The organism is Fibrobacter sp. UWR2, from assembly GCF_002210285.1.
In the GTDB taxonomy this organism is placed as follows: Bacteria; Fibrobacterota; Fibrobacteria; order Fibrobacterales; family Fibrobacteraceae; genus Fibrobacter.
In genome coordinates, this window is sequence record NZ_MWQE01000010.1 from 17,325 (window position 1) to 33,648 (window position 16,324).

Consider the following 16,324-nt stretch of genomic DNA (forward strand, 5'->3'; position numbering starts at 1 on the left):
CCCAGACAAACTACTTCTTCGGATTACGGTCGTCGTATTCGCCAAGCGACTTATAGCCATCATTCAGCATAGCGTCCATTAATTCATTGCGCATCGCATGGGCTGCCATCCAGCGGAAGGCCACAACGGAATAGCACTGCACTGCGTCGACACCCATCTTGATGAGGTCGTACACCTTATAGCCGTGGTCGATGCCGCCGCAAGCGATAATGCTCATCTGCGGGTAATGCTCGCGGATATACTTCACATTCCACACCATGTTCTCGAACAGTGGACGGCCCGACATGCCGCCGCAGTCGCCGTCAGCACGGAGCGGCTTGAGGTCTTCGGGTTTCGCATTCACGGGCAGTTCACTCAATTTCGCGGTCGGGTAAGTATTCCCGATAACCACGCCGTTCACGCCGGTACGCACAAGCATATCCATGATGGAAATCAGGTGGCGCTCCGAAAGATCCGGACTGAGTTTCGCATACACAGCCTTACGGAGTCCAAGCCCGTTGCGGAAGTTCATGATTTCGGTAAAGATGCGTTCCGAAAAACTCATGTCCAGGTCCACACGGGATTCACCCGTATTGGGGCAGCTCACGTTGATTTCGATGTAATCGCCTGCACGGTAGGCAATCGTGAAACTTTCGAGAATGTCCTTGAGTTTTTCTTCGGGGTCGGTAAGTCCCGGCGTCTCGGCAACCGAGATACCCACACAGAGTCCGGCCTTATGCGCCTTCACGAGTTGCGCGTCCACACGTTTTGCGATAACCTCGACACCTTCGTTATTAAGGCCCATACTATTGTGGATAGCACGGTCCTCTTCCAAGAAGCCGATGCGAGGCCTATGCGTATTGCCTTCGCGATAATGGCGCGTCGCCGTACCTACGGTAATGCCACCGAATCCGACATTCGCATAATCCTTGATGCGTTCCGCAGTCTTGTTTGCACCCGCTGCCAAAATAATCGGGCAGCCCAGATAAAGCGAATTGCTGTGGTCCGAAAAAGTGATAACGCGACGAAGCGGCTTAGTCAAGTCCGGGCGCCCACCCATGAACGGGATAAACGGAGCCAGGCGAGCTACATGCTTAAACGAGTCGTGACGGAATTCCGGCGAGTTGTGAAAAATCCGACGGATAAGAGCGAGAACCTTGTCACTAAAGCGCAAATAGTATTCGTGGTTGATACAATCATTTCCCATATTATTTAAATTACAAAAAAAATGAGGCCAGAAAAAATGAACAGCAACGTAGAAAACAGAATCCACGAGAATTTTCCTAAATACATCGACGCGCTGAAGCAACTCGTACGCATTCCTTCCATCAGTTTCGACAATTTTGACCAGAAGTTCGTGATGGATAGCGCAGAAGCCGTAAAGGCGATGTTTGCCAAAGCGGGCTATACCAACATCCAGTTCCTGCTCCCGCCCAGCGGAAGGCCTACCGTCTATGCCGAAAGCCTTACCTCGCCCGACAAGCCCACGATACTCCTGTACGCCCACCACGACGTACAGCCCCCGATGCGCGAGGCCTTGTGGAACAGCGCTCCATTTGAACCCGAGACCCGCGGGGACAGGCTCTACGGGCGCGGAACCGCCGACGACAAGGCGGGCATCATCACGCACATTGCCGCAGCGCAACAGGTGCGCGAACTGCTCGGCGACAAGGGGCCGAATCTGAAATTCATCATCGAGGGCGAAGAGGAATCCGGCAGTGCCGGGTTTGCCGAAATTCTCGAAAAGCATGCAGAACTCCTCAAGTGCGACGCGGTGATTGTCGCCGACCTCGGAAACTTCGCGAAGGGTGTACCCTCCATCACGACGACACTGCGCGGGATGAGCGCCGTAAACGTGACTCTTCGGAGCACGAAGGCGCCCCTCCATTCCGGAAGCTGGTCCGGCCCGCTCCCCGACCCGGCACAGGCACTCTGCCGCATGATAGCATCGCTTGCCGATGCCGACGGAAAAATTCTCATCCCGAATTTCGAAGACGGGCTCGTGCCGCCTACCGCAGAAGAACTTGCATCTTACCGCAGTCTCGGTTACAGCGAGAAAACTTTCCGCTGCGAAAGCGGCGTCTTGGATAAAGTAAGTCTTACTGTTCCCGAAGGGGAAATCCTCGAATCGCTCTGGCGCAGGCCTTCCATCGTGGTAACCACGATGGAAGTGGGCAGCCGGACCAACGCGGGCAACGTCTTGCAGGATTGCGCCTACGCCCGCATCGGCATCCGGCTGGCCCCCGGCATGAATGCCGACGCCTGCGCCGAAAAACTCGAGAAGTTCCTGCGCGATCAAACCCCGAACGGGCTCGAGATTTCAATCGACATCGAAGACGGAGCAAACCCGTTCGTGACAGACATCGCCCACCCCTTCTTCAAGAAGATGAGTGAAGCCATGAAGGAAGCCTACAAGACCGAGCCGAAATTCATCGGTTGCGGGGCAAGCATTCCCGGCGCAGAGCTTTTCCGCAAGACCTTCGGCGATATTCCCATCTTGCTCACCGGCCTCGAAGACCCGGAATGTGCGGCCCACGGCGAAAACGAAAGCCTCTACCTCCCCGATTTCGAGGCTGGCATTATTGCCGAGACGCTGTTCTTTATGTCGCTGGCAGATTAGCGAGCAAACGGGCGTCAATCGGCAAAAAGCAGGCCATTTTTCGCCTTCCTTACGGACTAAATCGCACTCAAGTCGATTTTAGTCCGTAATTTTTCGAACAAATTAACACAAAGTCACTAAAAAAAACGGGCAAACGGCCCACTTTTCATTAAAATTTGGCTCCAAAATGGTCAAAACATGCACTTTTTATTGTATACAAGCTAATTTTTTACGGACTAAATGGGGGCCCCATAGTTTTTAGTCTGTAACATGCCCCATTTTCGACATAGAAAAGCATGCTAGACCGCTACAGGCAGTACCCCCCGCACAAAGCATTGCTATATTAAAAATGTATGGAAAAGAAACTGGTTGTACTGACGGGCGCAGGAATTAGCGCTGAATCCGGGCTCCGCACCTTCCGCGGCAACGACGGGATGTGGGAACACGAGAACATCGAGGACGTATGCACGCCCGGAGCACTCAGACGCGACCCGAAGCGCGTCATGGACTTCTACAACTTCTTGCGCAAGGGGCTTCCCGAACACAAGCCGAATGCCGCACATATCGCCCTCGCCGAACTCGAGAAGCGCCTGGGCGACCGTTTCTTGCTCGTCACGCAGAACGTAGACGACCTGCATGAACGTGCCGGCAGCAAGCGCATACTCCATATGCATGGCGACCTGATGAAGCTCCGCTGCATGAAGGACGAACGCCACGAATTCATGTTCAACGGCGAAGAGACGCTTGAAACCAAGTGCCCGTTCTGTGGAGCCGGCACGCGCCCCGACATCGTATTCTTCGAAGAAGTTCCGCTGTACATGGACCTGATCCAGGATGCACTCCGCAACTGCGACGAGTTCGTCTACATCGGCACGAGCAGCGTGGTCTATCCCGCCGCCGGCTTCAAGAACTTCGCCAAACGCTTCGGCGCAAAGGTAACTTGCCTCAACCTCGAAATTCCGGCTCACGACCCGGATACCGACGTGTTCGTGCAGGGAAAAGCGACCGAAATCGTGCCCAAGTGGTGCGAACAGTTTAAATAATACGGGCATAGCGCCCGAATGTTAGTTTGTACAAAATGCCGCGACTTAGCGAATCCGAAGCTTTAGACCTGTTTTTAAACGCCCCGCTAGACGAACTTTGCGCACGCGCAAATGCCGAGAAGGAACGTAGGCACGGGAAATCCGTGTACTGGGTGAACAACCGCCAGATCAACTACACGAACGTCTGCGTTTTGCACTGCAAGTTCTGCGCCTTCTCGAAAATCAAGAAGGACAGCCCGACCGCATACGACTGGGATTACGATACCATTCGGAACAAGGCCGCAGAAGCGATTGCCGGCGGAGCGCGGGAACTGCACATCGTAGGCGGGCTCCACCCGGACCATCCCTTCGATTACTACATCGAAATGTTGCGCAAACTGCGCATAGAATTCCCGAAGGTGAACCTGAAGGCCTTTACCGCGGTAGAGATTTGCCACTTCGCGAAAATCTCGGGCCAGACGCCCCTGCAGATCATGACCACGCTCAAGGAAGCGGGCCTGGACGCGCTGCCCGGCGGAGGCGCGGAAATACTCGTGCAGAGCGTGCGCGACCAGATTTGCCCCGGCAAGGAGACCGGCGAGGAATGGCTCGACGTGCACCGCGCCGCACACAAAATCGGAATTCCGACTAACGCCACCATGCTTTTCGGGCATATCGAAAAACCCGAGGACCGCATCGCCCACATGCGCATGCTGCGCGACCTGCAGGACGAGGCTCCCGGATTCTTCGCGTTCATCCCGCTCGTGTACCACCCGGAGCACAACGCGCTACACAAGATCGTCCCGAACATCACGAGCGAAGAAGACATACTGCGCACGGTCGCCGTCGCGCGCCTATTCCTGGACAACTTCCCGCATATCAAGGCCTACTGGATTCAGATGGGCATCGAGACCGCGATGAAGGCGCTACACGCCGGAGCCTCCGACCTGGACGGCACGATTATCGAGGAAAAGATTACGCACGCTGCCGGAGCCACCGTACCCGTGGGCATGAGCCCCGAACGCATGAAGACTCTCATTACGAACGAAGGCCTTATCCCCGTCGAGCGTGACGCATTGTACGAGAGATTTTCCTAGCAATTTCCAAGCGTTTTTTTTTGAAAATTACAGACTAAAGCAGCACAATGCATCATTTAGTCCGTAAAATTTTGCATAAACTAACAAAATTAACGTCAAAAAGCGGCATTTTGTATTCAGAAAAGACAAATTCCACTTTTTTTATGTTTAAAACCGTCAAAAACACAACATACAACATAATAAATTACAGACTAAACAACACAGAATGCACTTTTAGTCCGTAAAAAGCGCATAATTCACGACAAATCCATCATTTTTTCTACAAAAACTTGATATATTAGGGGTATGAAGTCTATGATACGCATATTATCCGCGCTCCTGTTGCTCGCCGCGTTCTCCTTCGCCAACACGGCGCAGGATTCCACCCCCATCGAGAAGGCCATCACCGACAATTCCGCCACCACGGCAACGGAAGTCGCAGTCCCCAAGCAAGGCAAGAAGCACGCCGTCTGGATTAAGCTCGAAGGCGATGTGGACCCCAGCATGTATGAATTCTGCGCACGTGCAATCAGCGAGGCCATCAAGGAAAATCCGGAATACATCGTATTTGAAATCAACACCTTCGGTGGTCGCCTCGATGCCGCATTCGACCTGGTCGACACCATCATGGCAGTGAAAGGGCCGACAACTGTCGCTCTCGTAAAGAAAAAAGCCATCAGCGCAGGTAGCCTCATCGCGCTCGCCTGCAAAAAGCTCTACATGCTCGAAGCCACGACTATCGGCGACTGCGCTCCCATCGTGCAGAATGGCGACGGCACTCCGCAAATCGTCGGCGAAAAGATCCAGTCACCCCTGCGCGCCAAGTTCAGAAATCTTGCCCAGCAGAACGGCTATCCCGAGCTGCTCAGTTCTGCCTTCGTAACGCCCGAACTTGAAGTCCTCGAACTCCAGCGCACGCTCGACAAGGGCAAAAAGACCGAGCGCGACACGACGCTCATCATTGAAGGCAAAAAGTTCGCCGTTATGAGCAAGGAAGAAAAGGAATTCTGGGGCGCCCCCAAGATCCTCGTCAAGGAAGGCGAACTCCTGACCATGACCGACAAGGAAGCCATTGATCTCGGATTCTCGCAGGGTACATTCAAGAACCGCGAAGATTTCGAGACATCGCTCGCCATCGAAAGCCGCAGCGAAGTCGAAACAACCCTCGGCGAAGAAATCGCTGCTGCCATCGCAGCAATTTCGGGCATCCTGCTCATTCTCGGGTTCGGCGCCCTCTACATCGAATTCAAGACTCCCGGCTTCGGACTATTCGGGATTATCGGCATTATCCTTGTCGCCATCGTGTTCCTCGGGCAGTTCGCCCCGCAACTCGACGGCTACATTCCGGCGATACTCCTCGTCATCGGCGTGGCCCTGTTCCTCGTAGAAATCTTCGTAATGCCCGGGACATTCCTATTCGGCATCGGCGGTATCATCTGCATGATAATCGCACTCGCGATGTCATTCTCGCCTGCAGAAATGCCCGAGTTTGTTCCCGAGACAGTGGAAACGACCTTCGACGCCACCCCATGGCTACTAGGGTTGCTCTACATGCTGACATGTGCGGCGATTGCGCTTGTATTCCCCATTGCCGCCAGCAAGTACCTTATCCCGCTTTTGCCGGAAGGCTGGACGCCCATGCTCAAGACGGACCTCGAGACGGCCGCCTCCCCCACGGAATCCGTGCAGGAAGTTTCTGTCGGTGATGAGGGTGTGGCAAAGACATTCCTCCGCCCGGTAGGCCAGGCAAGCTTCACCATGCCCGACGGCAGCACCAAGCTGTTCGACGTGCAGACGCATGGCGAAATCATCGAATCCGGCACGAGCGTGAAAGTCACAGCCGTGCAGGAAGGCCACATCTGGGTGGGAGCCTCCAAACCGATAGAAGAATGAGAAAGTTTCAAAACTGGAAATTTATTCTTTCATCAATGGGGGCATCCATTCTGCTCTCCATTATTCCCCTCTTTTCAGTGGCTTCGCTAGGTACGCGAAAGAGCGAAGATTTTTTCCAGCTATTCCTGTTTCTTTCAACATTTCCGATTTTATTAGGCGTTCCACTCAGTCTACTTCACCTATTAGCCTTTAAGAAAAATATCGCCACGGACACTGCACGAAAGCTGATATTTTTCCCCTCTGTATGGGTACAAATATTCCTTATTCCGATCATAATTTCTGTAACTTGTTCAATACTTGAAGAACTATTAAGCACGGGTTATTTCCATGTCAAATGGACCGTAATCGCCATTATCTTTGACATTCCCGCAATTTTTTATTTAATCTTCATTCCCAATATCCGCAAAAAGATCAAAGAATCTTTTTTTGACGAAGACGAATAAGCAGAAACGTTTCCTGCCGCCCTATTTATGCGGAGTTGACGACAAGTACGTCCGTATGATTTCCATCTGCTGCGGTGTAAACGTCGCGTATTCGTAGGCAGTTGTTAGCTGCGGGAACATCATGTACCCATAGTCATCGCACTCACGCGCAATACTTGCCACAGGATATACTACGGAACAAGCCGGCGTATCACTCAATCCGTCCGTTCCATCCCCATTTAGGATTATCCCCGTAGGCGACGTATGCTTCAGCCCAAAGAAATGCCCGAGTTCATGCAAAGCCGTACTCGCGATATCCCTTGATGAAAACTGCTTATCGCCTTTTTTCCAATGAGTTACAAGGGATGCAGACATCATGCAATCCACGACGTAATCCATAAGGTAGGTCACCTCGGCGCATGCTAGCGGTTTTGTATAATAGAAGAGGTTCCCCGGCTCTGGCGAAAAACCCGCCATTTCCGTTTCCTGATCATCGACATAATACCCCAGCACAAAGCTAAACTCGCCTATATGCCCATCCCACATAGCTAGGGAATCAATCGACACATGCCTCATTTTCATGTCCCGATAAAGCACTACTGGTTCAGATTCGGGGAAATCCGAACCATAGACAGGATGATCCTTGGCATAGAGAACATTTGCCTTACGGACCTTGATGCCGCCCGGATTAAGGGCAATATTCAATCTTTCCAAAATACGCTCTGCCAAGACATCTACAGAAACGCTATCGCTCGTGCCCATGTACTTTCCAACAACAATCAGGCTGATATCGAATTCCTGTGGATAACCCGTCCCATCATCGGACAATATGAAATTCGGCCAGCGCTGGTCATATAGCCTGCTTTTCATACCGTAGGTCAAGACCAGCTTGACCGACTCCTTCGTGAAATGGAGCGAGTCCGCGTCCATCGGGTAATACCAACGGCCGTCCTTCGCAACTCCCGTAATTACAGCATACTTGTCCTGGCCATTCACCATGACTCTCAGGTATGGCATGGAATACCCTTCCCTAGGTTCAAAGCTCAACAGATAGCGTTTGGAAGCCGTCGGGTAAAAAAGGAAAACGACATTCGGAGCCAATTCTTCGACAACGTTTATCGTTGTATAGAGTTCCTGCCTCCATTCCCAGTCGCTGTCATTGAATTCGTCAGCATCGAACCAGGTATATTCCACAGAATTAAACACGGTTGCATCGTAATAGGGCGGCGTAGGATTTCTCGGGCCAAAAGACCATGGCACGGAGACATATTCATAATAGGGGTACTCGGCGAGCCTCGGCTGGACTTTTTTACTTGACGAAGACAAAATCGCGGAACTGGAGGAACTCATCGAACTTGATGACGCGGCAGAACTGGAGGATTTTGCGGAACTTGAAGACTTGGCCGAACAGGATGATTCTTTCGAATTAGAGGATTTTTCTGAGTTCGAAGATTTAGTAGAACTCGACGTTTTTTCTGAGTTCGAAGATTTGACTGAACTCGATGACTTTCCCGAACTGGAAGACTTTGACGCCTTATGGGAACTCGAGGATTCCATGACCGCGATATCATCACTGTCCGTAGATTCTTCGTCCTCAAGGGGCATCGAAACGACCTGCGAGCAGCCCGCCAAAAGGAGGACGCTCATAAGCCACGAAAACAAGGCAAATCTCTTCATCTGGCGTCTCCTGTTACCATCACGGAATCTCCTGCGGTCAATAGCCTTTATGGCAATATAAACTCTTTTTTCCCGAAAGGACCAAAATATGTAAAAATTTATTAATGTTTGTAATCTAGTTCATATCAGGCTCATTTTTCTCGTTACAGACCCCCAAATTATATATATTGCCCAATGATAACAAGCTATTGCAAATTCCCACAAAAAAACACATTTTATGAGATTTTTCAGCCTCCTCGAGAACAAAAGACTAACGCTAGTTTTAGCGAGTATCTTGATTATTCTCCATGTGGGAGCTTTCTCGTACAGGACCGTCATAGGGGCAAACGAGACAGCCGATTCAGCAGAATACCTCCTATGCGCGCAAAATGCCGCCAACGGACAAGGGTTTAACACGAACATCGAGGGCGAGCCCTTCAGCGAAGAGACCGTATCCAAGCGACCTTTCGGGTATCCGGCCATAATCCTTGCCATGGGGCAGTCGAAGATAGCCCTTATGGGGTTACAGACGCTCTTCTCTCTGGGAACAATCTGCCTTTGCCTCTTTTTCGTACGCCGTTTTACCGGTTCAAACGCATCCATCAACTTCCTGCTAGCGGGATTCATTTTCACCCCCTCGCAGGTGATATACGCAACCTCGATAATGAGCGAGATTCCCTTCCAGTTCTTCTTGACCGCGGGAATACTATCCGCCATACTATTCTTCAAGGAAAACAGGATACGCTGGATACTCCTCTCGGCACTCGCATTCAGCATCGGGTTTACGATCAAGCCTGTTCTCTACCCCGCAGCCATCCTATTCTCTATCGTGGCGCTTCTCTTTGTCACTCGCAAGAGGCTGTTCAGAATTATCCCCATAGCCATCTTGCCTGCGCTATGCGTCCTTTCCATGGCCTGCTGGAATTACTCGCGCACCCAGGTGTTCGAGATTTCCAGCATACAGACAACCAACATGCTGGCAGTCAACATGAAACTGGTCCTTTACCAGGCAGATGGTCAGGAACGGGGTGAATTTGTCATCGATTCCCTAGAACGCGAGGCCGACAAGATTACAAACTACAAGGAGCGCCAGCAGTTCCGTTCCCGACACAGCCGCCAAATTTTCCTAGAACACCCGATTATCGCGACATACCAGTTCGCAAAAGGAATCATCCTGTTCTTCCTGGATCCTGGAAGGTTTGACTGCATCACCTATGCCGGAATCGAGAACAGGCACGGATTCATGAACGCCCTAGCCGCACAGGATTCCGGAATCATCAAGAGAATCCTACAATCCATGCCCCTATGGCTGTGGCTTGTCCTTATCTGCGTACTCCTCTTCAACGTCATCAAGATTACATTCTACACGAAATTCCTAATCCAGGACAAGGAAAATCTACCCACCAGGATACTGCTTTCTTGCGGAATTGCCTGCATAGCGCTCGCCAGCGGCCCTCTCGGCTTCAGCCGATATGCATTACCGGTGGTCCCATTGATTTTAATAGGCGGTTCCTTGGCTTTCGCCTGTAAAAAGCCGTCTAATTCATCATTGAAATAAGTATATTAAGAAAAACAAACCGGAGAACAACTCATGGATACTCTCATTATCGTAGGAATCATCATCGCGGCGATTGCCGTCATCATCCTTCTCGCCTTCGTCGGCAAGTTCTTCAGCCTCTGGCTCCAGGCCTTGTTCTCCAGGGCGAACGTAAGCATTTTCCAGCTCATCGGTATGCGTCTGCGTAAGGTACCTCCGCAGGTCATCGTCGAAGCCCGCATTTTGAGCTGCAAGGCAGGACTCCCTGTCGACACGAACCTGCTCGAAGCCCACTACCTTAGCCGCGGTAACGTGCTCCGCGTGATCCAGGCTCTCATCGCCGCCAACAAGGCGAACATCAAGCTCGACTTCAAGGAAGCCGCCGCCATCGACCTCGCCGGCCGTAACGTGCTCGAAGCCGTGCAGATGTCCGTGAACCCGAAGGTCATCACGACCCCGAAGGTTTCCGCCGTGGCCCTCGACGGTATCCAGCTCCACGCCGTGACCCGTATTACCGTGCGCGCCAGCATCCAGAAGCTTGTCGGTGGTGCCGGCGAAGATACCGTTATTGCCCGTGTGGGTGAAGGCATCGTTTCTTCTATCGGCTCTGCAAAGAGCCACAAGGACGTGCTCGAAAACCCGAACATGATTTCCAAGAAGGTGCTCGCCTCCGGCCTCGATGCCGGTACCGCATTCGAAATTCTCTCCATCGACATCGCCGACGTAGACGTGGGCCAGAACATCGGCGCCATCCTCGAAACCGACCGTGCCGAAGCCGACAAGAAGATTGCCCAGGCCAAGGCCGAAGAGCGCCGCGCCATGGCTTACGCCGCCGAACAGGAAATGAAGGCGAAGGTCATGGAAATGAAGGCCAAGCTCGTGGAAGCCGAAGCCCAGATCCCGATGGCCATGGCCACGGCTCTCCGCGACGGCAAGCTCGGCGTGATGGACTACTACAACCTCAAGAACATCGAAGCCGACACCCAGATGAGGAAGGAAATCGGAGCCGCTCCGGAGGCAAAGTAATCCGTGGAAGGACTACTCATACTCGTAGGAATCTGGGTTCTCGATCTTATCGTCAAGAAGATTGCTGCCAATAATAAGAAGAAGCAGCAAGAACGCCAGATAGATCAGGAATATCGCGAAAAACACGGCGATGTTCCTGACTATTCCGATGACGATTCTGACGAGCAGGAATTCGATAGCGCAGATTATGACGAACAGGGCTACAATGAGCCGGAAGTAAAGCCTTCCCGCTCGTTGCAGGATTTGATTCGCCAGTTCGAGAACGCTCAGCGCGAAGCGGAACAAGGAAACATCGAGCCGCCTACCCCGCCGGTTCAACAGCCGAAGCCACATGAAGGCCCATACACCTTCCGCGAAATCGTCGAAGAGGTTATCGATTACGATGTTGTCGATACGGAATTCCTGATGGACGAATTCGACCTGACCGAGGGCGAAGCGATTTCGATGCTTGCAGAACTTCAGAAGCACCGTATTATCGGGCGCGACATGGGCGAAGGTGAATGCGATGTGCTTGTACACGACCTAGAAGAACTAGACAACTTGTTCAGCCACGAAAAGCCTGCCCAGAATCAATTCAGCGAAGACGAATCCGAAGCTGAAGATGATTCCCTCCAGCAGGAACTGGAACGCCAGCGCAAGTTGAATGAACTGGAAGGCCGAGCAAGATCTGCACGGGAATCCGCAGCATCATCTAGCGACGAGAACCCAGAAAACGTTCCCGATGACGGAACCGCCCCAAAACCGCGCCGCGCACCGCTCGTCTCTACAAGAAGTATTGCAGACGTGCGCAAGGGATTCATCTGGGCGAAAGTCCTCGACGAGCCGCGCTTCAAACGCCGCTGGAGCACGCAATACCGTTAACCGTAGATCGCGAGATGGACCAGAAAGATTTCGACCTTACCCGCTATTTCGAACTGAAGAAGCAACTAGAAGAAGCAAGCCGCCTTTACTACAAGGAAGGCGTCTCCCCCATGAGCGACCAGGATTTCGACTTTGGCCTCAAGGAGATGGAAGCGCTCGAGGCGAAGTACCCGGAACTGCGCGGTCAGGGTTCGCTCACGCAGCGGGTCGGCAGCGACTTGACCAACGACTTTGCGAAGGTCGCACACGCCGTGCCCATGCTCAGCATCGCAAACGTATACAGCGCCGAAGAGATGGCGGAGTTTGTAAGGGCGGCGGAAGAGGGAATTGCTAGCCTCGGCGACGACAAGCGCGGACCATCACATAAGTGGATTTGCGAGCGGAAAATCGACGGCGTTTCGCTTTCCATCGTGTACGAGAACGGACGCCTGAAACAGGCGGCTACCCGCGGCGACGGCGCCCAAGGCGACGACGTGACTTTGAACGCGCTCACGATTGCAGACATTCCCGAATATTTTGACGCGAAGAAACTGAAGATTGATCCGAGCGAAATCCCGCAGGGCACTTTCGAGGTGCGCGGCGAAGTCTACATGGAACGCGAGGCATTCGAACGCCTGAACGAACAGTTCATTTTGGAAGGCAAGAAGATTTTCCAGAACCCGCGCAATACGGTCTCGGGTTCACTCAAGCTCAAGAGCGTGGCCGAGTGCAAGACGCGCCCGATGCGTTTCTTTGCCTACCACATTCCGCAGAGCAACAACGCCACACACGAAGAGAACCTGCAGCAACTCAAGCGCCTCGGGTTCCACACGAACGACTACTGGACTGCCGACACAGTCGACGAAATCATGAAGATTTCGGAGCAGATTGGCGCAAGCCGCGACAGCCTCCCCTTCGAAATTGACGGCATGGTCGTCAAACTGAACGACCTTGCCATGCAGCGTGCGCTCGGCACTACGAGCAAGAGCCCGCGCTGGGCCATCGCCTACAAGTTCAAGGCCGAACGCGCCTACACGCCGCTCCTTTCCGTAGAATTCCAGGTCGGCCGCACCGGTGCGGTCACGCCGGTGGCGAACCTTGCACCCGTGCGCCTCGCAGGCACCACCGTCAAGCGCGCCACCCTCCACAACTTCGACGAAGTCGCCCGACTGGACCTCCACTTCGGCGACACCGTCGGCGTCGAGAAGGGCGGCGAAATCATCCCGAAAATCACCGATGTCAAGAAGGACCTGCGCCCGGCGGGGGCCGTCCCCGTGACCGCCCCCGAAAAATGCCCCGTATGCGGAGAACCGCTCACGCACGTAGACGGCGAAGTCATCCTCCGTTGCGAAAACATGCACTGTGCGGCGCAGGTGCAATGTCTGTTCGAGCATTTCGTGAGCCGCGAGGCCATGAATATCGAGAACCTCGGCCCCGCCCTTATCGCAAGCCTAATTGCCACGGGCAAAATCAAGAGAATTCCGGACCTGTACCGCCTTACCATTGAAGACCTCGAGTCGCAGGAACGCATGGCCAAGAAAAGCGCCAAAAACGTCTACGACGCCATCCAGAAATCGAAGGAACGGAGCCTCGAGAACCTGCTGCACGGACTCGGCATCCGCTTCGTGGGCCGCACCAGCGCGAGGAACCTCGCCAAACATTTTCGCACGCTGGAAAAAATCCGCACGTCAACCGTCGAGGATCTGCAGAACGTGAACGACGTGGGCGAACGCATCGGGAAATCCGTCTACGACTTCTTCCATACAGAACGGTACACGCAGGAAATCGACGAACTCGTTGAACTTGGATGCCCCACCGAATTCAAGGGCGTCGTGAAGACACTTTTCCATGGACAGACCGCAGTCATCACAGGAACGTTGCCGACCATGGAACGTGAAGAGGCCCGCAAGCTCATTGAAGAAAACGGCGGCAAGGTATCGGGTTCCGTAAGCAAGAAGACGAGCTGGGTGCTCGCCGGCGAAGCGGCCGGAAGCAAGCTCACGAAGGCGAACGAGTTCGGCATCCCCGTACACGACGAAGCATGGCTCCTGGAGCAGATAGCCACTGCAGATTCCGGCGACATTTCGAGCGACGAAAACGATGGTAGCGAGAAGCCCGCGGCATCCCCTGCCAACGACAAAAAAGTTGCAGGCGATACGCCCGCAGCCGATGCAAACGGTCAACTTAGTCTGTTCTAGGGTGCGGCGCCTTCCGTACCCGATGCGCCTTCAGTGCCCGCAGCGGCATCCGGAGTAACAGCAGCCTTCTTCAAGTCAGCCTCGGTGACTTCGTTCTTCACACAGCGCAGAGAGAATGCATTATTCTCGAAATCCTCCGCACGCATCACTTCGTCCTTGCTGTTGATGAGGTTCCAGTAACCGGCGCCAACATCACCACCACCGGAAGCCTCCCAGAAGTACGTACTCGTACCGAGTTCCATGAATTCGCCATCACTATAACGCGCACCCGCCGGAATCGCATTGAAGCCCGAATACTCGGAAATGGGAGCTCCGCCCCGAGCCCAGCCCTCGCGGGTCTTGAGCGCAGCGGCCACGCTACCCTTCTTCATCTGTGCAATATCGGCCATCAACTTGTTCCATTCTTCCTGCGAAGGCACATGCCAACCGGCCGGACAAATGCCCTGATGTTCAACCGTTATCGCGCCTTCCACAGGATTCACGATAAAATCATCCGGAAGCCTCATTGCCACATGCCACGGATAAAGCCTTCCGTAACTACGGCAACGGATGTCCTTGTCTTCATAGCAGAAACTTCCCGGAGCGGCAAAGCGCAGGTTTTCGGCCATCCAGCGCTTACCTCCGATTTCAACCGTCTTGTAGCGGTTCTCATCGCGGGAATCAAAAAGCGCCGTGCTGTCATAGATTTCATCAACTCCGGGCGGGTCCATCACGCAACGCACCGGGAATGCGGCTTCCTTGCCCGAACTGTCGCGCACGATGTCGTCATTATCATAACGGAGCGACCAATAGAAGGCAGACACGGAATCCTTTTCTGCAGTACTCCAGAAACCAGTCACGGAATCCTTCCCGGTAAACGAAGAATACGTAGGCAGAATGCCGGACGGAAGCGCGTTGAACCCGAAACCGTTTTCGCCAGGCATCGAGTTTTCCGTTTCAGGCCAAACATCGCGCGCCTTAAGGTTCGTGCCTACAGGAACGGATTCATCAATATCCTTGATATAGGAATTCAGCCTTTCAAAGTCATAAATACTCGGAATATGCCATCCAACCGGGCATGCGCCCCTATGGACACGCCTCACGGAATCGCGCGCCGACTTCTCGGAGAATTCCTTAGAAAGCTGCATCGCGGCACTCCACGTGTAGAGGCGACCATACTTTTGGCAATTTTCAGGCTTTGCGGCATAGCAGAAACTACCCGGCACATCTACATCCAGATTCTTGGCCATCCACACCTGGTCACCCACGTGGATAGTGTAAATCGTCTTGTTCTGCACCTTCATCACCTCGGGCTTCACGACAACTGGAGGCGGCGGCGGATCCTTGATTTCGTATTGCCGGTCTTCGACACAACGGACCGAAACAGCCTCATCCTTGCCGGCCATTTCTTTTTCAAAGGTTCTCGTATCATACATAAGCGTCCAGTAATACGCACCGACGTTGTCTATTTCCAAGGACGACCAAAACTGTGCGCTACGCCCTATATCCATAAAGCCGCTGTACGAAGTCTTTTCACCAGCAGGAATGGCATTAAAGCCAAATTCATCGGTACCCGCCGGGAGGCGCAATTCGCGTTCCCACAAATCAGGGGACTTGAGGCTAATGCCAATGCCATCGCTTTTGCCCTTCTTGGCAACATAGTACTTCAACTTATACCATTCCTTATTCGTCGGCACATGCCAACCAGCAGGGCAAACGTCGTGATACTTTTTCCCTGACTTTGGAGCCTTAAACTTTTTAATCGAAACATAATTGTAATGGTCGACGAGCATCATGGCGGCGGCCCATGTATAGAGGCGGCCATACTGTTCACAGTTCGACTCCTTCTTTTCATAGCACTCGGTACCCTTGAGCTTGAAGCGAAGGTTTTCCGCCATCCAGCGATAAGTGCCTATCTGCACGGTTTTGTAAACCTGCTTGTCACGCGGGTCCACGAGATCTGGCATTGGGTTGACTGCGGCTAACACCATCGACGCCGAGAATGCCATAATGAAAAGAGGAGTCATGTATCGCATCATATAAATAAAATAAATACATTTTCCCCAAAACGGATAAGCCCCTCCCCTCAAAAAAAGC

The 16,324-nt window shown here is 53.0% G+C and carries 12 protein-coding genes; 9 read left to right on the forward strand and 3 right to left on the reverse strand.

Annotated features, from left to right (window positions below):
• Window positions 1-10 precede the first annotated feature (10 nt).
• The gene (locus tag B7994_RS11950; protein WP_088638701.1) at window positions 11-1,186 is read right to left on the reverse strand and encodes a dihydroorotate oxidase; all 1,176 of its coding nucleotides are present in this window, start codon (window positions 1,184-1,186) and stop codon (window positions 11-13) included.
• 36 nt (window positions 1,187-1,222) lie between these two features.
• On the opposite strand from B7994_RS11950, the gene B7994_RS11955 reads away from it, so the two are divergent.
• The 5 genes from B7994_RS11955 (at window position 1,223) to B7994_RS11975 (ending at window position 7,012) form a co-directional block, all read left to right on the forward strand.
• The gene (locus tag B7994_RS11955; protein ID WP_088638702.1) at window positions 1,223-2,599 is read left to right on the forward strand and encodes a M20/M25/M40 family metallo-hydrolase; all 1,377 of its coding nucleotides are present in this window, start codon (window positions 1,223-1,225) and stop codon (window positions 2,597-2,599) included.
• Window positions 2,600-2,931: 332 nt separating this feature from the next.
• Window positions 2,932-3,621 carry an NAD-dependent deacylase gene (locus B7994_RS11960; RefSeq protein ID WP_088638703.1) on the forward strand — a complete coding sequence of 230 codons (690 nt, stop codon included), beginning with the start codon at window positions 2,932-2,934 and terminating at the stop codon, window positions 3,619-3,621.
• Between the two features lie 35 nt (window positions 3,622-3,656).
• Entirely contained in the window at window positions 3,657-4,697 is a 1,041-nt protein-coding gene (mqnE, locus tag B7994_RS11965) for an aminofutalosine synthase MqnE (protein ID WP_088638704.1), read from the forward strand.
• Window positions 4,698-4,982: 285 nt separating this feature from the next.
• The gene (locus B7994_RS11970) at window positions 4,983-6,569 is read left to right on the forward strand and encodes a nodulation protein NfeD (RefSeq protein WP_088638705.1); all 1,587 of its coding nucleotides are present in this window, start codon (window positions 4,983-4,985) and stop codon (window positions 6,567-6,569) included.
• Window positions 6,566-7,012: a hypothetical protein gene (locus B7994_RS11975; protein ID WP_088638706.1), complete on the forward strand. Its 447-nt coding sequence runs from the start codon at window positions 6,566-6,568 to the stop codon at window positions 7,010-7,012. Before B7994_RS11970 ends, B7994_RS11975 begins: the two co-directional genes overlap by 4 nt.
• A gap of 21 nt (window positions 7,013-7,033) precedes the next feature.
• Here the strand turns inward: B7994_RS11975 and B7994_RS11980 are convergent, their stop codons facing one another.
• Window positions 7,034-8,668 (reverse strand): M43 family zinc metalloprotease, encoded by a 1,635-nt coding sequence (locus B7994_RS11980; RefSeq protein ID WP_144063875.1) that lies wholly within the window; start codon window positions 8,666-8,668, stop codon window positions 7,034-7,036.
• Window positions 8,669-8,885: 217 nt separating this feature from the next.
• Between B7994_RS11980 and B7994_RS11990 the strand changes: the two genes are divergently transcribed.
• From B7994_RS11990 to ligA, 4 genes are read left to right on the forward strand one after another with little or no spacing between them, the layout of a single operon-like run.
• Entirely contained in the window at window positions 8,886-10,205 is a 1,320-nt protein-coding gene (locus B7994_RS11990) for a glycosyltransferase family 39 protein (RefSeq protein WP_088638709.1), read from the forward strand.
• A 33-nt stretch (window positions 10,206-10,238) separates the two neighbouring features.
• A complete protein-coding gene (gene floA, locus B7994_RS11995) occupies window positions 10,239-11,210 on the forward strand; it encodes a flotillin-like protein FloA (protein ID WP_088638710.1) in 972 nt (323 codons plus the stop codon).
• A gap of 3 nt (window positions 11,211-11,213) precedes the next feature.
• Complete coding sequence (locus tag B7994_RS12000) at window positions 11,214-12,071, forward strand: hypothetical protein (RefSeq protein WP_088638711.1); 858 nt, start codon at window positions 11,214-11,216, stop codon at window positions 12,069-12,071.
• A 14-nt stretch (window positions 12,072-12,085) separates the two neighbouring features.
• Window positions 12,086-14,248, forward strand: a complete 2,163-nt coding sequence (gene ligA, locus B7994_RS12005; RefSeq protein WP_088638712.1) for an NAD-dependent DNA ligase LigA — start codon at window positions 12,086-12,088, stop codon at window positions 14,246-14,248.
• Here ligA and B7994_RS12010 read toward each other — a convergent pair.
• Window positions 14,245-16,254 carry an FISUMP domain-containing protein gene (locus tag B7994_RS12010; protein ID WP_158213147.1) on the reverse strand — a complete coding sequence of 670 codons (2,010 nt, stop codon included), beginning with the start codon at window positions 16,252-16,254 and terminating at the stop codon, window positions 14,245-14,247. The two genes, ligA and B7994_RS12010, sit on opposite strands and share 4 nt — an antisense overlap.
• Between the last annotated feature and the right edge of the window lie 70 nt (window positions 16,255-16,324).